The 20,910-nt window shown below is 71.7% G+C and carries 16 protein-coding genes; 6 read left to right on the top strand and 10 right to left on the bottom strand.

Going from position 1 to position 20,910, the window contains the following annotated elements; translation table 11 throughout:
- Positions 1–157: 157 nt before the first annotated feature.
- On the top strand, positions 158–1,927 hold the full coding sequence (locus ACZ6YG_RS02280) for a thiamine pyrophosphate-dependent enzyme (RefSeq protein ID WP_466016988.1): 1,770 nt from the start codon (positions 158–160) through the stop codon (positions 1,925–1,927).
- Positions 1,928–1,934: 7 nt separating this feature from the next.
- Here the strand turns inward: ACZ6YG_RS02280 and ACZ6YG_RS02275 are convergent, their stop codons facing one another.
- The 3 genes from ACZ6YG_RS02275 to ACZ6YG_RS02265 all read right to left on the bottom strand — a co-directional run bounded on the left by ACZ6YG_RS02275 (position 1,935) and on the right by ACZ6YG_RS02265 (position 5,915).
- Positions 1,935–2,381 carry a PPC domain-containing DNA-binding protein gene (locus ACZ6YG_RS02275; protein WP_148030337.1) on the bottom strand — a complete coding sequence of 149 codons (447 nt, stop codon included), beginning with the start codon at positions 2,379–2,381 and terminating at the stop codon, positions 1,935–1,937.
- A 100-nt stretch (positions 2,382–2,481) separates the two neighbouring features.
- Positions 2,482–2,943, bottom strand: coding sequence for a hypothetical protein (locus tag ACZ6YG_RS02270; RefSeq protein WP_466016987.1), 462 nt, complete (start codon positions 2,941–2,943; stop codon positions 2,482–2,484).
- A 137-nt stretch (positions 2,944–3,080) separates the two neighbouring features.
- Positions 3,081–5,915, bottom strand: a complete 2,835-nt coding sequence (locus ACZ6YG_RS02265; protein WP_466016986.1) for an AfsR/SARP family transcriptional regulator — start codon at positions 5,913–5,915, stop codon at positions 3,081–3,083.
- Positions 5,916–6,168: 253 nt separating this feature from the next.
- Between ACZ6YG_RS02265 and bla the strand changes: the two genes are divergently transcribed.
- Entirely contained in the window at positions 6,169–7,101 is a 933-nt protein-coding gene (bla, locus tag ACZ6YG_RS02260) for a class A beta-lactamase (protein WP_466016985.1), read from the top strand.
- A gap of 16 nt (positions 7,102–7,117) precedes the next feature.
- Here bla and ACZ6YG_RS02255 read toward each other — a convergent pair whose 3' ends face one another.
- Together ACZ6YG_RS02255 and ACZ6YG_RS02250 are read right to left on the bottom strand one after the other, a co-directional pair.
- Complete coding sequence (locus ACZ6YG_RS02255) at positions 7,118–7,846, bottom strand: sulfite exporter TauE/SafE family protein (protein ID WP_466016984.1); 729 nt, start codon at positions 7,844–7,846, stop codon at positions 7,118–7,120.
- Between the two features lie 60 nt (positions 7,847–7,906).
- Positions 7,907–8,740: an SDR family NAD(P)-dependent oxidoreductase gene (locus ACZ6YG_RS02250; protein WP_148030332.1), complete on the bottom strand. Its 834-nt coding sequence runs from the start codon at positions 8,738–8,740 to the stop codon at positions 7,907–7,909.
- 80 nt (positions 8,741–8,820) lie between these two features.
- Between ACZ6YG_RS02250 and ACZ6YG_RS02245 the strand changes: the two genes are divergently transcribed.
- Together ACZ6YG_RS02245 and ACZ6YG_RS02240 are read left to right on the top strand one after the other, a co-directional pair.
- Positions 8,821–9,228 carry a winged helix-turn-helix transcriptional regulator gene (locus ACZ6YG_RS02245; RefSeq protein WP_148030331.1) on the top strand — a complete coding sequence of 136 codons (408 nt, stop codon included), beginning with the start codon at positions 8,821–8,823 and terminating at the stop codon, positions 9,226–9,228.
- 45 nt (positions 9,229–9,273) lie between these two features.
- Complete coding sequence (locus ACZ6YG_RS02240; protein WP_148030330.1) at positions 9,274–10,032, top strand: neutral zinc metallopeptidase; 759 nt, start codon at positions 9,274–9,276, stop codon at positions 10,030–10,032.
- Positions 10,033–10,171: 139 nt separating this feature from the next.
- On the opposite strand, the gene acnA is transcribed toward ACZ6YG_RS02240, so the two are convergent.
- Both acnA and ACZ6YG_RS02230 read right to left on the bottom strand, forming a co-directional pair.
- Positions 10,172–12,946: an aconitate hydratase AcnA gene (acnA, locus tag ACZ6YG_RS02235; protein ID WP_222709111.1), complete on the bottom strand. Its 2,775-nt coding sequence runs from the start codon at positions 12,944–12,946 to the stop codon at positions 10,172–10,174.
- A gap of 138 nt (positions 12,947–13,084) precedes the next feature.
- Positions 13,085–13,813 carry a metal-dependent hydrolase gene (locus ACZ6YG_RS02230; RefSeq protein ID WP_466016983.1) on the bottom strand — a complete coding sequence of 243 codons (729 nt, stop codon included), beginning with the start codon at positions 13,811–13,813 and terminating at the stop codon, positions 13,085–13,087.
- Between the two features lie 280 nt (positions 13,814–14,093).
- Here ACZ6YG_RS02230 and ACZ6YG_RS02225 point away from each other — a divergent pair, with 280 nt between their 5' ends.
- Together ACZ6YG_RS02225 and ACZ6YG_RS02220 are read left to right on the top strand one after the other, a co-directional pair.
- Positions 14,094–14,801, top strand: coding sequence for a PadR family transcriptional regulator (locus tag ACZ6YG_RS02225; protein WP_466016982.1), 708 nt, complete (start codon positions 14,094–14,096; stop codon positions 14,799–14,801).
- Between the two features lie 4 nt (positions 14,802–14,805).
- Complete coding sequence (locus ACZ6YG_RS02220) at positions 14,806–15,339, top strand: DUF1707 SHOCT-like domain-containing protein (protein WP_397197611.1); 534 nt, start codon at positions 14,806–14,808, stop codon at positions 15,337–15,339.
- Between the two features lie 19 nt (positions 15,340–15,358).
- Here ACZ6YG_RS02220 and ACZ6YG_RS02215 read toward each other — a convergent pair whose 3' ends face one another.
- The 3 genes from ACZ6YG_RS02215 to ACZ6YG_RS02205 all read right to left on the bottom strand — a co-directional run bounded on the left by ACZ6YG_RS02215 (position 15,359) and on the right by ACZ6YG_RS02205 (position 20,868).
- A complete protein-coding gene (locus ACZ6YG_RS02215) occupies positions 15,359–16,759 on the bottom strand; it encodes a sugar porter family MFS transporter (RefSeq protein ID WP_397197612.1) in 1,401 nt (466 codons plus the stop codon).
- A gap of 103 nt (positions 16,760–16,862) precedes the next feature.
- Entirely contained in the window at positions 16,863–19,334 is a 2,472-nt protein-coding gene (locus ACZ6YG_RS02210; RefSeq protein WP_466016981.1) for a polynucleotide kinase-phosphatase, read from the bottom strand.
- On the bottom strand, positions 19,318–20,868 hold the full coding sequence (locus tag ACZ6YG_RS02205; protein ID WP_466016980.1) for a 3' terminal RNA ribose 2'-O-methyltransferase Hen1: 1,551 nt from the start codon (positions 20,866–20,868) through the stop codon (positions 19,318–19,320). Before ACZ6YG_RS02205 ends, ACZ6YG_RS02210 begins: the two co-directional genes overlap by 17 nt.
- Positions 20,869–20,910 lie beyond the last annotated feature (42 nt).

Below are 20,910 nucleotides of genomic sequence, written 5' to 3'. Positions count from 1 at the left end.
CGGCCCAGGTCGCCACCTGGTCGTGGGGGCACGGGCTCGGCGTCGGTCCAGCCCGAGGCGAGGACCACCTCCGTCCTGCCGCCATATCTGCCGATCCGGAGATTTCTTTCCCGCCTGCCCGATGTTTGGGTGGACCCTCTGGGGCACTGCGGCAGGTATGGCTACGATCGCATCCGAACTGCTCATCGAACGCCTGGCCGAATGGGGCGTCGACACGGTCTTCGGGATACCGGGCGACGGCATCAACGGCATCATGGAGGGCCTGCGGCGCCACTCCGACCGGGTCCGGTTCGTGCTCGTCCACCACGAGGAGGCCGCCGCGTTCATGGCGGCCGGGCACGCCAAGGCCACCGGCCGGATCGGCGTCTGCCTGGCCACCAGCGGCCCCGGCGGCATCCACCTGCTCAACGGCCTGTACGACGCCAAGCTGGACCACCAGCCGGTCCTGGCGATCACCGGGATGCAGGAGACGAGCGTGCTGGGCACCGGCTACCAGCAGGAGGTCCACCTGCAGCACCTGTTCGCCGACGTCGCCGAGTACAACCTCGTCGTCGACAACCCGGCCCAGCTGCCCGGCGTCGTGGACATCGCGATCAGGACCGCCTACGCCCGGCGCGGGGTCGCGCACCTGACCCTGCCGAACGACGTGCAGATCGCCGAGGCGGGCGCCGACCCCTACCCGCAGGTCGCGCCCGCGCGGCCGCCGGCCACCGCCCCGGTCTACCTGAGCCCGCCGGGCGTGCCCCGCGCCGAGGACCTGCAGGCCGCCGCCGACGTGCTCAACCGGGCCGAACGCCCGGCGATCCTGGCCGGGGCCGGAGCCCTGCACGCCCGCGCCGAGGTGCTGGCCGTGGCCGAGACCCTCGGCGCACCGGTGATCAAGACGCTGCCCGGCAAGGCCGTCATCCCCGACGACTCGCCGTACGCGGTGGGCGGGATCGGCCTGCTCGGCACCCGTCCCGGCGAGGAGCTCGTCGAGGACTGCGACACCCTGTTCATGATCGGCACCAACTTCCCCTACACCAGGCACCTGCCGGAGCCGGGGGCGGCGCGGGTGGTCCAGCTGGAGGCGGACCCGGTCAGGGCGGGCGTGCGGCTGCCCACCGAGGTGCCGATGATCGGCGACGCCAAGGAGGGCCTGCGCGCCCTGCTGCCGCTGCTCAAGCACGCCGGCGACCGCGCTCACCTGGCCAGGTACACCGAGCTGATGAACGCCTGGCGCGCCGACATGCGGGCGCTGGAGTCGCCGCGGCGCTCGCCGATCGCGCCGCAGTACCTGATCAGTTGCGTCGACCGGGCCGCGACCGGCGACGCGATCCTCACCTGTGACTCCGGCACCATCGCCACCTGGGCCGCCAGGCACTGGACCATCCGTGGCGACCGCGGCTTCTACCTCTCGGGCAACCTGGCCACGATGGCTCCGGGGCTGCCGTACGCGATCGCGATGCAGCACGCGTTCCCCGGCCGGCAGGTGATCGCGTTCGTCGGCGACGGCGGCTTCGCGATGCTGATGGCCGAGTTCATGACGGCGGTCCGGCACCGGCTGCCGATCAAGGTGGTCATCAACAACAACAACGCGCTCGGCCAGATCCTGTGGGAGCAGATGGTGCTCGGCTACCCCGAGCACGGCGTGCGCTTCGCCGAGCCGGTCGCCGACTTCTCGGCCTGGGCGCGCTCCTGCGGCGGGTTCGGCAGGAAGGTCACCGAGGCGGGCGAACTGGACGAGACCGTCCGCGCGGCGCTCGCGCACGACGGACCGGCCCTGGTGGACGTCGACGTGGATCCCGACGAGCCGCCGATGCCGGGCAAGGTCTCCTACGAGCAGGCCAAGAAGTTCGCGGAGGCGTTCCTGCGCGGCCAGCCCCGCAAGGCGTCCATCGCCTCCACCCTGTTCAAGGACAAGATCTCGCAGCTGCGTTCCGGCTGAGCCGCGATCAGCCGGACGACGGCAGGTCGATCAGGCAGAGACCGGTCTCGGGGTCGTGGCGCTTGCGCAGCCAGACCGGCGACTCCCGCACGATGACCTCCAGCGTGGGCCAGACCGTGGCCTCCAGGAGGTGGCCGCCCCGGGTGGCGCCGTCGCGCAGGCCGACGACCGCGTGCGCGTGGATCTGCGGGCGCCCGTCGGCGACCGCGATGTCGCCGGTCAGGCTCAGGACCTCGACCTGCTCCCTGACGGGGATGCGGAGGTAGCCGCCGCGCTCCGGGTCGAAATAGCCGAGCGTGGCTCCGCTGAACGCGCCGATCGCGGTGAGCGAGGCCGCCGTGACCTCGTGCTCCTCCGCCCAGCGCTGCAGCTCGGCCATGGCCTCGTCGCCCTTGTCCATGATGATCGCGTGCACGCTCACGCCGTCGGAACTCGTCAGAACTCGTGACTTCATGCGGGAGCGCCTGCCCGGGCCCGGCGGGCCTACGCATGCGCCGGAAGAGCGCCGGGAGCGCCCGTCGAGGCACTCCCGGCGATCAGCGCTGGAGAAACGTTCACCAGTACGGGTTCTGGTACTTCACGCTCTCGCCCCACCTGATCTGACCGGTGGGCGGATAACGCAGGCCCACCGCGACTTTGATGGTGTAGAGGCGGGTCTTGTTGATGGTCTCGTCGACGAACTTCTTCGTCAGGTAACCGCAGGTCTCCCTGCGGAAGGTGCCGGCACCGGGGAACCCGTCGTTGACGGTTACCGACACCATCGCGCACCAGCCGTCGACCTGCGTGTCGTGAACATGTCCTCTGAGGAACACCTCCCTCTGGGAGTGGAAGATGAGCCACGCGGAAAGGTGGGGCTCCGGCCCGGCGAAGTTCCCCGCGTAGTCCACCCCGTTGTGCGCGACCAGCTTGAAGTGGCGATGCTCCTCCGCACTGGACGGGGTCGCCGTGAAGAGCACAAGAGTGAGGGCGCCGAGCGCGGCTCCCGCGGTTGAACGGATCCGTCGCGACCAGGTCATCTGGCTTCGTCCTCCCGATTTCGTCCAGTGGTCCGCCCGGAGGCCTCCGGCTGGACCAGTGTGCGACGCGGGGGTTATCGCGACGCTTATGCGCGGGCTTTGCACGCTCGTGCCCGGCGGGTGCCGGGGAGTGCGGCTCAGTCGCCGGTATGGAGCTTCGCGCGGACTCGTCCGGCGCCGGGGTGGCCGAGCTCGTCCAGGATGGCCAGCGCGTCGCGCCAGGCCTGTCGCGCCGGCTCGTCGCCGCACAGGGCCGCGTACGCGTCACCCAGGTGAACGAGCGTCTCCGCCTCCGTCACGGGGTCCAGCCCCGTCCGCAGGAGAGCGAGGGCCCGGCGGTAACAGGTGACGGCCTCGTCGTGGCGGCCGAGACGGTGGTGGGCGTACCCGAGACTGTCCCAGGCCCCGCCCTGCGCCCGGGGGTCGCCGATCCGCTCGAACAGGGCGAGCGCCTGCCGGCAGCATCGCACGGCCCGGTCGCCTTCGCCGAGCTCGGCGTACAGCCGGCCCAGCCCGTCGAGCGCCTCGGCCTGCCCGAACAGCATGTCAGCGGCGCGGTACAGGTCGAGGGCGAGTCGCGTGTGACGGACGGCCTCGCCGAACTCGCCGCGCTGCCCGTGGATCCAGGCGAGCGTGTGGTGCGCCTCCGCCTGCCCCCGCTCGTCCGCGCGGTCCGCCGCGAGTTCCATGGCCCGCCCCGCATGGGTCCGGGCCTCGTCGTACCGGCCGAGGCTGCAGAGCGCGCACCCCAGGGCCAGGTGCGACAGAACCTGCTGGAGGACATCGCCCAGTCGCTCCGCCGCGGCGAGAGCGACGCGCTGCGTCCCGGCGAGGTCGTCCCACTGAGCCTGCCAGTCAAGGTGGTTCTCAAGAGTCCAGGCGATCCGCCACGCCGCGGTGTCGAACCGCTCGGCCGCCGCCCGCCCGACGGCCGCGAGCAGAGCGGGACGCTCGTCCGAGAACCAGGTCCGCGCCTGCCGGTCGTCGGTGAGCTCGTCAACCGTGACCCCGTGGGCGGGATCGCCGAACTCGATCGCGCTGCGCGCCGGGTTGATCAGCAGCGCCGCCCGATGGCCCGTGTGCGCGTAGTGGTCGAGCACCCGGCGCAGCGCCTCGCGCGATCCGGCGGCGGTCTCCTGGTCCCGGACGAGTTCGCCGGCGTAGGCGCGGAGCAGGTCGTGGAAGCTGAAGCGGCCCGGACGGTGCTCGACGAGCAGCTGGGCGGCGGTGAGGGTGTTCAGCAGGGGCCGGACCTCGGCGACCGGCACGCCGGCGAGCCCGGCGGCCGCGGCGACGGAGACGTCCGGGCCCGGGTGCAGTGCCAGAAGCCGGAAGAGCCGGGCCGCGCCCGCCGGGAGCCTGGTGTAGGAGAGCGAGAAGACCGCTCTGAGGTCGGTGGCGGGATCGGTGCCCGCGAAGGCGTCGAGGGCGGACGGGGCGTCGCACAGCTGCCCGGCCAGCGCCCGCAAGGGGAAGCCGGGCTGGACGGCGGCGCGGGCGGCCATCACCGCCAGCGCGAGAGGGAGCCGCGCGCAGCGGGAGACGATGGTGTCGACGGCCTGTGGCTCGGCGGCGACCCGATCGTGGCCGAGCCGGCGCGCGAGCAGCTCGCGCGCCTCGGCACCGGTGAGCAGGCCGAGACTGACCGGCCGGGCGGCCTCGGTCGCGACGAGGCCGGCAAGACGGTCGCGGCTGGTGATCAAGGCGAGGCAACCCGGTGAGGCCGGGAGCAGGGGCCGTACCTGTTCCTCGTCCCGGGCATTGTCCAGCAGGACGAGCACGCGTTTGCCGGACAGCAGGCTGCGGTAGAGCCCTGCCTGGGCGTCGACGTCGGCGGGGATCCGCCGCGGTGATACCCCGAGGGCGTCGAGACATCGGCGCAGCGATTCGGCCGGCGTCAGCGCGTGACCGGCCGGGTCGAAGCCCCTCAGGTTCACGTACAGCTGACCGTCGGGAAAACGGCCGGCGACCCGGTGCGCCCAGTGCACCGCCAGCGCGGTCTTGCCGATGCCGGCCGTACCGGACACGGCCGAGATCACCACGGCCCGCGGGGCGGGGCTCTCGGCGTCGGGGAGCAGGCCGTCGAGCAGCTTGACCTGCTCGTCCCGGCCGACGAAGTCACCGGTGCCCGCCGGAAGCTGGCGCGGGACGACCGGCGTCTCCCTGAGCCCGTGCCCGCCGGACGGATCCGGTGGTGCCGGTGGGCTCGAAGCCGGCGGGACGTCCAGATCGGGTGCGCCGGCGAGCATCCGCCGGTGCAGCCGTCGCACGCTCGGGCATGGCTGGACCCCCAGCTCCTCGTCGAGGAGGCGGTACAGCCGCTGGTACTCCTCCAGAGCCTCGGCCTGGCGGCCGGACCTGTACAGCGCGAGCATGAGCCGTTCGCGTAACGACTCGCGCAGCGGATGTCCGGCCACCAGCGCCGTCAGCTCGCCAGCCAGCTCGGCGTGGCGGCCGAGCGCGAGATCGGCGTCGATCCTGTCGTGCAGGACGGCCAGTCGTCGCTCCTCAAGCCGTGGCCGCTCGAGGATGACCAGCGGGCCGGTCGTGTCGCCGCACGCCGGACCTCGCCACAGATCGAGCGCGGCGCCGAGGTCACGAGCGGCGTCGGACGGCCTGCCCTCGACGAGCGCGGCGCGGCCACGCTCGGCGAGGCGCTCGAAGGCCGCGACATCGCTCGCCGCCTCGTCCAGCCACAGGACATAACCCGCCGAGCGGCGCACGAGCGGGGACGCTCCGGTGGCGTCCCCTCCCAGCACCCGGCGCAGCTTGGACACCGCCTGCTGGACCTGGTTGGCGACCGTCGCGGGCACGGCGTCGCCCCACAGCGCCGCGATCAGCCGGTCGAGGGGTACGACGCGGTTGGCGTTGAGCGTCAGGAGCGCGAGCAGCGCACGGTGCTTCGCACCGCCGAGCGGCACCGTCGCCCCGTCCCTGCGGACCTCGACGGGTCCGAGAATGCGGATCTCCATGCTCCTGTTCTCCCCAACGTCGTCATACGTACCGAGCCGGTCGGCGGTTCCCGGTCAGGCGATGGCGAAGGAGATCCACCGATCTGGGGACGACGACGGTCGATCAGGATGAGGCCGGTCCGGGGCCACGCCTACCTGCTCTCATGATGTTCCCGATATCGACGGGGTACCGATATCACTATTGGACAGTTTGCCGGAACCTCTGGTCTGCTCGTTCCCGTACGAGATCGAGATCTGAATCAGGGGCTTTGACATGCAGCGCTACTTCCGGAGGACCCGAGCCAAGCTCGCATTCTCCTTCCTGACGTTGTCCGCAGTGCTCGCCGGAGGCGTCTGGGGACCGCAGGCCGCCGTCGCCGCGCCGGCCGGCCGCGAGGACGGCGTCCGCGCGGAGCTGCGCCGGCTCGAAGCCTCCTACCAGGGACGCATCGGCGCCTTCGCCATCGACACGGGCACCGGCAAGACCTTCGGCCACCGGGCCGGCGAGCGGTTCCCGAGCAACTCCACGTTCAAGGCCGTCCTGTGCGGCGCGATCCTGGACAAGGCCCGCACCGAGGACCCCGGCCTGATGAAGCGCGTCCTCCGCTGGACGAAGAAGGACGTCGTCGACCACTCCCCCGTATCCGGCCTTCCGGAGAACATCAGAAACGGGATGACCCCGGATCGGCTGTGCCACGCCACCATCACCCAGAGTGACAACACCGCCGCCAATGTGCTGCTCAAGCAGATCGGCGGGCCGGCGGGCATGACCCGCTACTACCGCTCGCTCGGCGACCGGGCCGGACGGCTCGACCGATGGGAGACCGAGCTGAACGACTGGAAGCCGGGCGAGAAGCGGGACACGATCACGCCCGCGTCGATGGCCCGCGACCTGAAGAAGATCACTGTCGGGGACGCCCTGGTGGCGGCCGACAGGAAGCGGCTGACCGACTGGATGCGGGCCACCGAGACGGGGAAGGAGCGCATCTTCGCCGGTCTGCCCAAGGGCTGGACGGCAGGCGACAAGACGGGCACGGGCGGCGTGTACGGGACCGCCAGTGACATCGCGATCGCCTGGCCGCCGTCGGGCGCCCCGGTGATCATCGCCGTCTACATCCAGCGCCCCTCCGCCGACGCCGAGGTGGACAACGGCGTCATCGCCAGGACCGCCTCTCTCCTGGTACGAGGGCTCGGCAAGGCCTCCTGACCCGCGTCCGGCGGGCTCACGCGCCCGCCAGGCTCTGGCCGACCAGGACGACGGCCGACACCGCCGCCACCACGAGGACGGCGATGCGGACCTTGCCGCCGTCGAGATAGCGGCGCAGCGGGGCCGAGACGAGGAAGCCGGCGATCATCGGCAGGACGAGCACCGCGCCCGCGCCCAGCGCGCGGGCGGGCAGGTGGCCGACCAGGGCCAGGATAACCAGAGACTGGGCGGCGCTCAGGAAGAAGAACATCGCCAGCGTCGCCCGGATCTCCGGCCCCTTGGCGGTCTGGTAGACGAGGGCGATGGGCGGCCCGCCGATGCCGGTGGCGGTGCCCGTGATGCCGGAGACGAAGCCCGCGGAGGTGATCGTGAACCCGTTCCGCGGCAGGCTCACCGCCTGCGCCGTGAGGATCACCGCGACGAGCACCATGGCGCCCACGAAGATGCCCAAGTGGTGGATGGAGATGTAGACCACGATGGCGGCGCCGATGACGCTGCCCGGCAACCGGCCGAGTACCGCGAAACCCAGCCCCCGCCAGTCCACGCGCCGCCACTCCACCGCCAGCGTGAACAGCGGCAACGTCATGTTCGTCACCTGGATCGCGCCCGGCATCAGCGAAGGGTCCAGCAGCGTCAGCACGGGAGCCGCCACCAGGCCCATCCCGAAGCCCACGCTCCCCTGGACCACCGCCCCGACGAAAACCGCCAAACTGCCGACTAGCAGCACTAACGTCAGATCATCCATGCGGACTACTCCATCATGCTCACCCTCCGTCGCCCCACCTGGCGGCGATCGGCGACCGGGTCATCCGGGAGAGCCGGCGACGGCCTTCAGCAGGTCCCCGGTGTACGCGGCCAGCCGGTCGGCGTCGTCCGGATCCAGCGTACGCAGCGACAGCGGGACCGGTTTTCCGCGGTCGACGGCGGTGAGCGGGGCCGGCGGCGGGGCGTCGATCCACGCCACGACGGGGGCCACGGCGTCGGCCACCGGCCGGGCGAAGAGCCGGCCGAGCGTCTTGAGCCCGGCGCGGACCAGCGGGTTCGGGTGCCCGTCCAGGCCGCTGCGGGTGAACCCGGGGTGATAGAGCACGTATCTGGCGCGGCTTTCCGCGTGCCGGGCGAACGCGACGCCGAGCAGGTCGTTGGCCCGGCCGGCCTGGAGCTGGGCGCGTACCTGACCGTAGCCGCGGGTGAGCTGCGGGTCGTCCCAGAAGATCCGGCCCGTCGTGACGCCGACGCCGGCCACGTTCACCACGACCGGATCGGGCGCGGCGTCGAGCAGCGGGCGCAGGCCGTGGCTCAGCAGGTAACGGCTCAGGTAGTACAGGGCGAACGTGGACTCCAGGCCGTCGGCGGTCTCCAGACGGCGGGCGTTCACCCGGTTGGCGAACAGCGCCAGCGCGTCCACCGTCCCGTGCCGCCCGGCGATCTCGGCGATCGCCCGGCGCGCTTCGGCGATCGACGACAGGTCCGCCCGCAGGAACCGCAGGCGATCGCTGTCCGCCTCGGCCAGCAGGGCGCGGCCCTTGGCGGCGCTGCTGCCGATCACGGTGACCTGGTCGCCCCGCGCCAGCCGGGCCAGCGCGGTCGCGCGGCCCATCCCGTCCGTGCCCCCGCTGATGATCACATTCTTCGGCATCGTACGCCTCCCCCGTAAGGTCAGATCATGGCCCGCCCATCCTGGGCGGATCCGGGCAGAGGGCGAAAGAAGGCAGTTTCATGTCCGATACGCACACCGGTGTTCCCTCCGCGCTCGCGTACGAGCTGCCGCGCCCCGTGCCGGCGGACGAACTCGCGGCCTGTCCTGCCGGTGAGGTGTTCCGGCGCGTGGGGGACAAGTGGAGCGTGCTCCTGGTGGTCCTGCTCGGCGGGCGGCCGCACCGGTACAACGAGCTGCACCGCGCCGTCGAGGGCATCAGCCAGCGCATGCTCACCCGTACGCTGCGCGGCCTGGAGATCGACGGGCTGGTACGGCGGGAGGTGCTTCCGACGGTGCCGCCGAGCGTCGAGTACAGCCTGACCCCGCTCGGCCGGTCCCTGCTGGTCCCCCTCTCGGCGCTGGCGGACTGGGCGGTACGGCACGAGGGTGACATCAGGCGGGCCAGGAGCGACTCGACAGGCCGATGAGGGCCCGGACCGGCGGGGGCCGCGGATCCTCTAGGCTGCGTGATCGTGCGAGTCCGATCTGCGTTCCTGGGGCTGTGCGTGGTCGCTGCGGCAGCCGTGCCCGTCTTGCCCGCGCACGCGGCCCCGTACAAGGACCCGTTCGCCGGGAGCGGGAAGCTGGCGCGGGTGGTGTGCCCCGAGCCGGCGATCACGTACGGCGGGATCCCGCGGACGCGCGAGTATCTAGCCACAGTCGTGAAATGTCTGGATAAGTCATGGAAGGCGCACTTCGCCGCCGACCGGCGTCCCTTCCGCAAGCCCGCGGTGCGCTTCTACGACGAGCCCGAGCGGCGTGTGTGCGGCGTGCCGTGGCCCGAGAGCGCCGCCGCCTTCTACTGCACCAACCGCCGCGTCCTGGTGTTCCCGCTCACCGGCGACTGGATCGAGAACCGCACGGACCTCTACCCGCTGAAGGTCGCCGCCCACGAGTACGGCCACCACCTGCAGTCGCTGACCGGCGCCCGGCGCCACTACGAGGCCCGGGTCAAGGCGAGCCCCGGTCGCCAGGCCGAGCTGGGCCGCCGCTACGAGCTGCAGGCCGACTGCCTGTCGGGGGTGTTCCTGGGCGCCGTGTGGGGGTCGCTGGAGCGTACCGGCGACGACTGGACAGCGCTGCTCGACGCCACCCGCGCCAGCGGCGACGACGAGCACCGGCGCAGCCACGGCGCGGGCGCCACCCGGGTGCGCTGGCTCAAGCGCGGCCATCACGCCGTCTCCCCCTCCGCCTGCGACACCTGGTCGGCCCCGCCCTCGGCAGTGTCCTGACGTGGAGAGCCGCCCGGCGACGGGTGTGTCGCCGGGCGGCGTCTCGTGGGCACGGGTGATCCCCCGATGCGGGCGCGACAGGATCTCGCCCTGGCCCGCGCCTCCGGCCGGCTGGTGGCCGGGCGGAGGCGCGGAAGGTTCACTTGGCGAGCAGGCCGCGCAGAACGTACTGCATGATGCCGCCGTGCCGGTAGTAGTCGGCCTCGCCCGGCGTGTCGATGCGCACGACCGCGTCGAACTCGACGTCACCGGCCTTGACGTGGACGGTCCCGGGGACGGAGCCGTCGTTGAGCGCCTCGACGCCGGTGATGTCGAACGTCTCCTCGCCCGTCAGGCCGAGCGAGTCGGCCGTCTGGCCCTCGGGGTACTGCAGCGGCAGCACGCCCATGCCGATCAGGTTGGAGCGGTGGATGCGCTCGTAGGACTCGGCGATGACCGCGCGGACGCCCAGCAGCGCGGTGCCCTTGGCGGCCCAGTCGCGCGAGGAGCCGGAGCCGTACTCCTTGCCCGCGAGCACGACGAGCGGGGTGCCCTGGGCGGCGTAGTTGACCGAGGCGTCGTAGATGAACGACACCGGCGCCTCCGGCCGGGTGAAGTCGCGGGTGTAGCCGCCCTCGGTGCCGGGCGCGATCTGGTTGCGCAGCCGGATGTTGGCGAACGTGCCGCGGATCATCACCTCGTGGTTGCCGCGCCGCGACCCGTACGAGTTGAAGTCCCTGACCTTGACCCCGTGCTCGCGCAGGTACTCGGCGGCGGGCGTGCCCACCTTGATGGAGCCGGCCGGGGAGATGTGGTCGGTGGTGGTCGAGTCGCCGACCTTGACCAGCACGCGGGCGCCTGAGATGTCGGCGACGGGCTCCGGCTCGCGCGGCATGCCCTCGAAGTAGGGGGCCTTGCGGACGTAGGTGGAGTCGGGGTCCCACTCGAAGGTGTCGCCGGTCGGGATCGACAGCGACTTCCAGTGGTCGTCGCCCTCGAACACGTCGGCGTAGTCGCGCTCGAACATCTCGCGGCCGATGGAGGAGTTGACCACGTCGGTGATCTCGTCGGGCGCCGGCCAGATGTCGCGCAGGTAGACGGGCTCGCCGTCGTTGCCCGTGCCGAGCGGCTCGTTGTCGAGGTCGATGTCCATGGTCCCGGCCAGCGCGTAGGCGACCACGAGCGGCGGCGAGGCCAGGTAGTTCATCTTGACGTCGGGGTTGATCCGACCCTCGAAGTTGCGGTTGCCGGACAGCACGGCGGTGACCGCGAGGTCGTTGTCGTGCACCGCCCGGGAGATCTCCTCGGGCAGCGGGCCCGAGTTGCCGATGCAGGTCGTGCAGCCGTAGCCGACCAGGTTGAAGCCGAGCTTGTCGAGGTAGGGCTGGAGGCCCGAGCGCTCGAAGTAGCCCGTGACGACCTGCGAGCCGGGCGCCAGCGAGGTCTTGACCCACGGCTTGCGGGTCAGGCCCTTGTCGACGGCGTTGCGGGCCAGCAGGGCCGCGCCGAGCATCACGTACGGGTTGGAGGTGTTGGTGCAGGAGGTGATGGCGGCGATGGCCACGATGCCGTGGTCGATCTCGAACGAGGTGCCGTCGGCCAGCGTGACCGGCACCTTGTTGTGCGGCCGCTCGCGTTCGAGGTGGGCGGAGTGCGGCTTGTCGCCGTTGCCGCTGTGGCTGACCGCCGGGGAGTCGGAGGCGGGGAACGACTCGGCGGACGCCTCGTCGGCCGGGCCCAGGATGCTCGCCGCGTAGTCCTTGACGGCGGACCGCCAGGCCTGCTTGGCGTCGGAGAGCGCGATGCGGTCCTGCGGGCGCTTGGGGCCGGCGATGGACGGCACGACGGTGGCGAGGTCGAGCTCCAGGTATTCGGAGAACTGGGGCTCGGCGGCCGACGGGTCGAGCCACAGGCCCTGGGCCTTGGCGTAGGCCTCGACGAGCTCGATCTGCTCCTCGGAGCGGCCGGTGAGCCGGAGGTAGTCGACGGTCTGGCCGTCGATCGGGAAGATGGCGCAGGTGGAGCCGAACTCGGGGCTCATGTTGCCGATCGTGGACCGGTCGGCCACCGGCACGGACGACACGCCCTCGCCGTAGAACTCCACGAACTTGCCGACCACGCCGTGCGCGCGCAGCATCTCGGTGATGGTGAGCACCAGGTCGGTGGCGGTGGCGCCGGCGGGCAGCTCGCCGTTGAGCTTGAAGCCGACCACGCGCGGGATGAGCATGGAGATCGGCTGGCCGAGCATCGCGGCCTCGGCCTCGATGCCGCCGACGCCCCAGCCGAGCACGCCGATGCCGTTCTCCATGGTGGTGTGGGAGTCGGTGCCGACGCAGGTGTCGGGGTAGGCCTTGCCGTCGCGCGTCATGACCACGCGGGCGAGGTGCTCGATGTTGACCTGGTGGACGATGCCGGTGCCGGGCGGGACGACCTTGAACTCGTCGAAGGCCGTCTGGCCCCAGCGCAGGAACTGGTAGCGCTCGCCGTTGCGTTCGTACTCGCGCTCGACGTTGCGCCGGAAGGCGTCGGGGTGGCCGAAGTAGTCGACGATGACCGAGTGGTCGATGACCATCTCGGCGGGGGCCAGCGGGTTGATGCGGGCCGGGTCGCCGCCGAGGTCGCGCACCGCCTCGCGCATGGTGGCGAGGTCGACCACGCAGGGCACGCCGGTGAAGTCCTGCATGATGACGCGGCCGGGGGTGAACTGGATCTCCACGCTCGGCTTCGCGTTCGGGTCCCAGCCGCCGAGCGCGCGGATGTGGTCGGCGGTGATGTTGGCGCCGTCCTCGGTGCGGAGGAGGTTCTCCAGCAAGATCTTCAGGCTGTACGGGAGGCGTGCAGCACCTTCGACGGCGTCCACCCGGAAAATCTCATAAGACGCGTCGCCGACGCGCAGCGTGTCACGGCTGCCGAAGCTGTTCGCGGACACGGTGATTCGCCTCCTCCATTGACGGTTAGCTCACTAAGAATCCTGCCGCACCGGGGAAGCGTTCTTCACGTTAGGTGAACCTAAGTCACGCCGGCCGCAGATTGTCTCGACATCAAGATATCTCTAAAGTATCTCGACATCAAGTTAAAGCGGCCCGAGCCGCCAGAAGAGCAGGCCGACGATGGCGACGGAGAGCACGGGAGCCAGGATCTTCTGCTCGAACTTCCTGCCCGTCTTGATGCCGATCTTCCACGGCAGCACGAACTTGACCGACAGCGGCCAGAGCACCGGGCAGCCCCGCTCGGTCATGCAGTCGCCCACCACGTGGATGAAGGAGCCGATGCCCACGGCCAGCCCCAGCCAGGCGTACCCGACGTCCATGGACAGGAAGACGGCGTAGAGCCCGGCCGTCATGCCGATGTTGACCATGGCCGAGGCGAGCTTCTTGCCCGGGATGCCGATGCCGATCGCGCGCAGGGCCAGCCCGATGAGCAGCACCACCATGATGTCGCGGCCGATCGGGTAGGCGGCGGCCAGCCAGTGGGCGCCCAGCCCGATCGCGACCGCGAACGCCAGCGAGTGGGTGGCGCCCCGGTGTCCGCCGCTCAGCCACGAGACCGCCTTGCTGAGCAGCCAGGTGACGGGACCGAAGGTCTGGGCGATGGTGGCGCTCGGGTGGTCGAGGTCGGGGAGCATGGCGGCGCCCGCGCAGATGATCGCGCCGGCGATCAGCTCGGCCGGGCTCAGCGCGGTGGCCATGATGCCGGTCTCGATGAACCGGGACGACTCGTTCAGCAGCGGCAGTGCGGCGAGCGGGGGCGCGAGCCCCAGCCAGGCGATGGCCCCCGTCAGCGCGTGCGTGTGCCCCATCATGATCGGGATGCTAGCGCCCCGCGCCCGCTTCCGCCTGTCGCCCGGAAGTCCCTAGAACGTTCCGAAAATGCAGACGAGGCCGTCTCCAGCGGCGACAGCACCCCCCAGCCCTGCCGACGCGGAACGACCTCGTCTGATGGGAACAACGTAGTACCCCTGGATCCTGTTCCCGGCCCTCTCGAAGTTTTTGGTGATCTGAGTCACTTGTCGGAATTGGTTGCTATCGACACACTGTCGATATATCTTTGAAGCATCGTAGAACGGTCGAGAGGAGTACGACATGACATCCGCCCACGCCATGGGAGGCCAGTGGCCCGAGGCGCACGAGGTGAAGAAGGCTCTGCGCGACACGGTCAAGGCCGTGGCCGAGGCGTTCGAGCAGGGTCACCATCACCACCACGAACACCGGCACGAACACCGCCACCGCGGGCGCAGAGGCCCTGGCCCGTTCCCGTTCGACCTCGGGCGCGGCCCGTGGGGTCCCGGCGGCCCGTTCGGCGGCCACCGCGGCTGGGGCGGCAGGCCCCGCAAGGCCAAGCGCGGTGACGTACGAGCCGCGATCCTCGCGCTGCTGGCCGAGGAGCCGCGCAACGGCTACCAGATCATCCAGGAGATCGCCGAGCGCAGCGAGGGCGGCTGGAAGCCCAGCCCCGGCGCCGTCTATCCGGCGTTGCAGCAGCTCACGGACGAAGGGCTGATCATCGCGGAGGAGAACGAGGGCCGCAAGACCTTCCGCCTCACCGGCGAGGGCCGCGCCTACATCGAGGCGCACGCCGACGAGATCCGCGCCCCGTGGGACGAGATGCGGCCCGACATCGACGACAACACGGCCGATCTGTGGGACACCGCCCGGCAGTCCGCTTTCGCGATGATGCAGATTCTCCAGTCCGGGAGCGACGCACAGATCCGCGAAGCGCGTAAGACTCTGGTTGAGACCCGGCGCAAGCTCTACCAGATCCTGGCCGACGGCGACCCGGGCGAGGAGTGAGGCGATGAGCCGGCCCGGCGAGAGCGAGGCATCCGTGATGGACCATGACGATCTCCGCATCGGCGACGCGGAGCGCGAGCAGACCATGACCGCCCTGCGCGAGCACTTCGCCCAGGGCCGGCTGACCCACGAGGAGCTCGACGAGCGCCTCGACCAGGCGCTGGCCGCCCGCACCGGCCGCGACCTGGCCCGCATCACAGCCGACCTGCCCGGCCACGGGCCCGCCCGGCCCCCCAGGCCCGCCCCCATCGCCGACCTGGGGCCCTGGCCGGACGCCGCCTCCTGGCAGGAGGCGATGCGGGCGCACCGCAAGCAGATGAAGGCGTTCCGGCACCAGATGGGACACCACCATCGCGGGCCGATGCACCCCCGGCACCACGGCCACCGGGGGCCGGGGCCGATCGTGCCGATCCTGTTCGTGTTCCTGATGGTGGGGCTCTTCGCGGGCGGCTTCGGCGTGCTGAAGTTCCTCTTCTTCATCTGGATCGGCGCCATGGTCTTCATGTTCGTCCGCCGCCGCTTCGGCTCCCGGCGGTGAGAGCGCCCAGGGCCGGCGGCTAGCCCATCTCCTCCAGCCTCCGGCCCTTCGTCTCCTTGATCCACCTGGTGACGAAGAGGAACGACAGCACGGCGAAGGCCGCGTACATCGCGTACGTGAGCGACAGGTTCCACTCCGACATCGCCGGGAACGTGACGGTGATCACCCAGTTGGCGAGCCACTGGGCGGCGGCGGCCACGCCCAGCGCGGCGGCGCGGATGCGGTTGGGGAACATCTCACCCAGCAGCACCCAGACCACGACACCCCAGGACAGGGCGAAGAACAGCACGAACAGGTTCGCCGCGATCAGCGCGATCGCGCCCTGCGGGCCGGGCAGCGCCATCGTGCCCTCGATCGGCCGGGCGAAGCTGAACGCCCAGGCGGCGGTGGCCAGCGAGACGGCCATGCCGGCCGAGCCCAGGAGCAGCAGCGGCTTGCGGCCGATCCTGTCCACCAGGGCGATGGCGATGAACGTGCCGACGATGTTGATGATCGAGCTGGAGAAGCTGATCAGCAGCGAGTCGGCCTGGTTGATGCCCACCGACTGCCACAGCACCGACGAGTAGTAGAAGATCACGTTGATGCCGACGAACTGCTGGAAGACCGACAGGATGATGCCGATCCAGACGATCGGCAGCAGTCCCAGCGCCCGGCCGCGCAGGTCCTTGAGCGTCGGCCGGTGCTCGGTCCTGAGCACGTGCTGGATCTCCCGTACGCGCTCGTCCAGGTCGCCTTCGTCGCCCTCGACCTGGGCCAGCACCTCCTTGGCCCGCCGGGGCTCCCCCGCCATGACGAGGTAGCGCGGCGACTCGGGGATGACGGAGGCGAGCCACAGGTAGGCGAGCGCGGGCACGACACAGGCGCCGAGCATCCACTGCCACGCCTGCAGGCCCCACAGATGGTTGTTCACGTCGCCGCCCGCGAGCCGGGCGATCACGTAGTTCACCAGCTGCGACGTGGCGATGCCGAGCACGATGGCGAGCTGCTGGAACGATCCCAGCCTGCCGCGGTAGGCGGGCGGGGCCACCTCGGCGATGTAGGCGGGGCCGAGCACCGACGCCATCCCGATCCCGACCCCCGCCAGGGCGCGCCACATCGTCAGGTCCCAGACGGCGAACGGCAGCATCTGGCCGATGGAGCTCACGGCGAAGACGATCGCCGCGATCTGCATGGTCCTGGTGCGCCCCCACCGGTCGGCGAACCCGCCGCCGAACCAGGCGCCGACGACGGAGCCGAGCAGCGCGACGGCGACCACGAAGCCGATCTCGACGCTGCCCACCTCGAAGTGGTTCTGGATGCCCACGACGGCGCCGTTGATGACCGAGCTGTCGTACCCGAACAGGAAGCCCCCGACGGCCGCCGATGCGGCGATGAAGATGACGCGCCCGAGTTTCTCCTGACCGGTGTGCCGGCTTACCATGCGAGCCCTCCCCTGGATGGGGAGGCAACTACCCGCGATCGCCTTTTCTAGCGCCTTGTCTTCGGAAAACCCGATCCGTCCCGGCGCCGGGTCCCCGCCGAGGTCACAGCCTCGGGTCCACGGGCTCCGACTCCAGGGCGAGCACGGCGAACACCGGCTCGTGCACCCGCCAGCCCGGCTCGCCGTCCGCCAGCCGCGCCAGCGCCTCCAGGCCGAGCGCGTGCTCGCGCAGCGCCAGTGAGCGCTTCTTGCCGAGGAAACGCCTGCGCAGCACGTCCAGCGACTCGGTGTAGTCGGGGCCGTAGATGATCCGCAGGTACTCGCGGCCCCTGACCTTGACGCCCGGCTGCACCCGCCCCGCCACGTGCGCGGCCGGCTTGACCACCATGCCCTCGCCGCCGGCGGCGGTCAGCGACTCCCACCACGCGACGGCCGCGGCCCTGGACCCGGCCGAGCCGAGCGTGACGAAGACGTGCCGGGTCGGGGCGATGATCGGCGCGGTGAGCGTGGCCAGCGTCTCCAGGTGCCAGGCGTGCGGCTCCAGCGCCGTGGCCCTGCCCTGGCACGCCAGGATCTGGAAGGGCGCGACCCGTACCCCCTCCAGGCCGTCGACCGGCCAGCAGTAGCGCGCGTACGCGTCGCGGAACAGCGCGGCGTTGCCCGCGCGGCGGCGGGTGCGGTCGAGCAGCCCGGCCACGTCCAGCCCGCGCCCGGCCGCCGCCTCCAGCGCGGCGACGGCGTCGGGCAGCGCGGCGCGGGCGGCGGCGCCGACCGAGGCGTACTGGCGCCTGATCAGCTCGCCTGCCTTGGCGGACCAGGGCAGCAGCTCGCAGTCGAGCGCGACCCAGTCGGAGCCGAGCGCGTCCCACAGCGGTTCGCAGGCCGCGCGCAGCCGCTCCACCAGCGGCCCGGTGTCGGCGAAGAACGGCCGGCCGGTGCGGGTGTAGACGGCGCCGGAGCTGCCGTCGGTGACGCCGAACCGCTCGGCGGCCGCCTCGGGGGTCCTGGCGAGCACGGCCACGGCGCGCGAGCCCATGTGCTTCTCCTCGCACACGACCTCCTCCACCCCGGCGGCGGCGAACTCCTCGAACGCCTCGTTCGGGTGCTCCAGGTAGCCGTCGAGGGCGGACGTCTCGGGCGGCGCCATGGTCGGCGGCAGGTAGACCAGCCAGCGCGGGTCCACCGCGAACCGGCTCATCACCTCCAGCGCCGCGGCGGCGTTCTCCTCGTTCACCTTGACCCGGCCGCCGAACCTGGTCTCGACGTGGCGGGTGCCGCGGACGTCGTCGACGGCGAGCAGGTCCGGGTCGCGCTCGGGGGCGGCGAGCGGCTTGACCGGCTCGTACCAGACCTGCTGGGCGGGCACCTGGACCAGCTCCCGCTCCGGGTAGCGCAGCGCGGTCAGGCTGCCGCCGAAGACGCAGCCGGTGTCGAGGCAGATCGTGTTGTTGACCCACTCGGGCCGCACGGTCGGCGTGTGGCCGTAGACGACCATGGCCGTGCCCCGGTACTCCCGCGCCCACGGGTAGCGGACCGGCAGGCCGTACTCGTCGGTCTCGCCGGTGGTGTCGCCGTACAGCGCGAAGGCCCGCACGCGGCCGGAGGCCCGCCCGTGGTACGCCTCCTTGAGCCCGGCGTGCGCCACCACCAGCCGCCCGCCGTCGAGCACGTAGTGGCTGATCAGCCCGTCCATGAAGGCCCGCGCCCGGTCGGCGAACTCCGGCGGCTCGGCGGCGAGCTGGTCGAGCGACTCGCGCAGGCCGTGCGCGAGCGTGACCTTGCGGCCGCCCAGCGCGCGGGCCAGCTTGGCCTCGTGGTTGCCGGCCACGCAGATCGCGGTGCCGGCCTCGACCATGTCCATGACCAGGCGGAGCACGCCCGGCGTGTCGGGCCCGCGGTCGACCAGGTCGCCGACGAACACGGCGGTGCGGCCCTCGGGATGGCTCACGCCCTGGGGGCCGTGCCGCCAGCCGAGCTTCTCCAGCAGCGCCTCCAGCTCCGCCCGGCAGCCGTGCACGTCGCCGATCACGTCGAACGGGCCGGTCAGCTCGCGCCGGTCGGTCCAGGCCTTCTCGTACGAGACCGCGGCGTTCTCGATCTGCTCCACCCCCCGCAGGACGTGCACCTTCCTGAACCCGTCGCGGGAGATCCTGCCCAGCGAGCGGCGCAGCTCCTTGCGCTGGCGGATGACGACCCGCGCGCCGAAGTCGCGGTCGGGCCTGGCCGCGTTGCGCGCGACCGCCACTTCCTCCGGCACGTCCAGCACGATCGCGTCGCACAGCACGTCGTGCCGCCTGGCCAGGTCGACGAGGCTCTTGCGGGCGGCGTACTGCACGTTGGTGGCGTCCACGACGGTGAGCAGCCCGCGCGACAGGCGCACGCCGACGATGTGGTGCAGCAGGTCGAACGCGTCCGGGGTGGCGCTCTGGTCGTTCTCGTCGTCGGAGACGAGACCGCGGCAGAAGTCGGACGAGATGACCTGCGTCGGCCTGAAGTGGCGGGCGGCGAAGGTGGACTTGCCGCTGCCGGAGACGCCGACGAGCACCACCAGGGAGAGCTCAGGAACGCTGATCACGGGTGAACACTCCCATCTGGGTGGGCGGGCCGAGCTCCGGGTCCTCCTCGCCGACCGGCCGCAGCTCGGCATGGTAGCCGTAGCGCTCGCCCACTCTCGCGGTCCAGGCCGCGAACTCGGCGCGGGTCCACTCGAAGCGGTGGTCGGGGTGGCGCAGGCCGGTGAGGAAGGGGTAGCGCGGGTTGTACTCGACGTTGGGCGTGGTGACGACGACGTGGCCGGGCTTGGCGTGGCCGAACACGACCTGTTCGAGCGCGGCCAGGCGCGGCGGGTCCACGTGCTCGACCACTTCCATGAGCACGGCGGCGTCGTAACCGGCCAGGCGCCCGTCGGTGTACGTGAGCGCGCCCTGGAAGAGGGTGAGCCTGGCGCGCTTGCTGTCGGGCATGCGCTCCAGCCTGAGCTTGCGCGCGGCGATGGTCAGCGCCATCGCCGAGACGTCCATCCCCGCCACGCGGGCGAAGCGCGGCCTGGCCAGCAAGGCGCCGACCAGCTCGCCCTGACCGCAGCCGAGGTCGATGACACTGGTCGCCCCGAGCTCCTCCAGCACCTCCAGCACGGCGGCCCGCCGCCGCGCGTGCAACGGCACCCGCTTCCCCCCAGGCACTTCAGCACCGGCGCCCGCCGCATCAGGGGCGTCCTCTCCGGCCCCACCGCGCACCTCCGCACCAGCGTCAGGGGCGTCGGCTCCGGTCGCGCCGCGCGCCTCGGCCTCGGCGGCGGCGGCCTCGTCGGCGGCCGTCTCGCCCTCCGGCGCCTCCTCGGCGAGCGCGGGCGCCAGCCGCTCCTCGGGCTCGTCGCCCAGCTCGGCGAGCCGGGCCAGCGCGGTGCGGGCCAGCGCCCAGCGCCGCCCCAGGTAGCGGCGGGTGATCAAGGCCCGCTCCGGATGCCCGTACAGCCAGCCCTCTCCGGCCCGGACCAGCTTGTCGATCTCGTCGGACGCGATCCAGTAGTGCTTGCCGTCGTCGAGCACCGGAAGCAGCACGTACAGGTGGTTGAGCGCGTCGGCCAGCCGCACCGTGCCGGACAGCTCCAGCCGCACGTACCGCGAGTCCCCCCACTCGGGGAAGCCCTCGTTGAGCGGCACCGGCCGGGCGCTCACCCGCCAGCCGAGCGGCGCGAAGAGCCGCTCGGCCAGTTCGGGGCCGCCCCTGCAGGGCAGCGCCGGCAGCCGGATCTCCAACGGCAGCGGCGCCGCCGCCAGCTCGGGCCGGGCATGGCAGCGCCCGGCCCGCGCGGTGCGGAACACGTCGGCCAGCGCCACCGCCAGCAGCGAGGACGCGGCGTAGGGCCGGTCGTTGACGTACTGGGCCAGGCTGAAGTCGGGCGTGTTCTTGCCCCGCGACCTGGCCAGCGTGACCGAGTCGACGTCGAGCAGCAGCGCGGCGGTGCACCGCTCCTCCCCCGCCTCTGGATAGAACACGGTCGCCTCGCCGAACGACTGGCCGAACCGCTGCACCCTGTCGGGATGCTTGTGCAGCAGGAAGCCGAGGTCGGTGGCGGGCCGCGCCGTCGTGGAGATCGTCAGGAGCACGCGGACAAGTGTGCACCAGCCCGGCGAAACGCCGCCATCGAG

The organism is Nonomuraea sp. NPDC054003, assembly GCF_055585125.1.
Note: the sequence above shows the minus strand (reverse complement) of the source record. Positions and strands in the feature narration are given on the sequence as shown.

Coding starts and splice junctions, on each gene's coding strand:
- ACZ6YG_RS02250 (WP_148030332.1), bottom strand. CDS start 8,740: ATGCCGAAGAATGTGATCATCAGCGGGGGCACGGACGGGATGGGCCGC.
- ACZ6YG_RS02280 (WP_466016988.1), top strand. CDS start 158: ATGGCTACGATCGCATCCGAACTGCTCATCGAACGCCTGGCCGAATGG.
- ACZ6YG_RS02215 (WP_397197612.1), bottom strand. CDS start 16,759: ATGGTAAGCCGGCACACCGGTCAGGAGAAACTCGGGCGCGTCATCTTC.
- ACZ6YG_RS02225 (WP_466016982.1), top strand. CDS start 14,094: ATGACATCCGCCCACGCCATGGGAGGCCAGTGGCCCGAGGCGCACGAG.
- bla (WP_466016985.1), top strand. CDS start 6,169: ATGCAGCGCTACTTCCGGAGGACCCGAGCCAAGCTCGCATTCTCCTTC.
- ACZ6YG_RS02270 (WP_466016987.1), bottom strand. CDS start 2,943: ATGACCTGGTCGCGACGGATCCGTTCAACCGCGGGAGCCGCGCTCGGC.
- ACZ6YG_RS02220 (WP_397197611.1), top strand. CDS start 14,806: ATGAGCCGGCCCGGCGAGAGCGAGGCATCCGTGATGGACCATGACGAT.
- ACZ6YG_RS02255 (WP_466016984.1), bottom strand. CDS start 7,846: ATGGATGATCTGACGTTAGTGCTGCTAGTCGGCAGTTTGGCGGTTTTC.
- ACZ6YG_RS02275 (WP_148030337.1), bottom strand. CDS start 2,381: ATGAAGTCACGAGTTCTGACGAGTTCCGACGGCGTGAGCGTGCACGCG.
- ACZ6YG_RS02265 (WP_466016986.1), bottom strand. CDS start 5,915: ATGGAGATCCGCATTCTCGGACCCGTCGAGGTCCGCAGGGACGGGGCG.
- ACZ6YG_RS02245 (WP_148030331.1), top strand. CDS start 8,821: ATGTCCGATACGCACACCGGTGTTCCCTCCGCGCTCGCGTACGAGCTG.
- ACZ6YG_RS02230 (WP_466016983.1), bottom strand. CDS start 13,813: ATGATGGGGCACACGCACGCGCTGACGGGGGCCATCGCCTGGCTGGGG.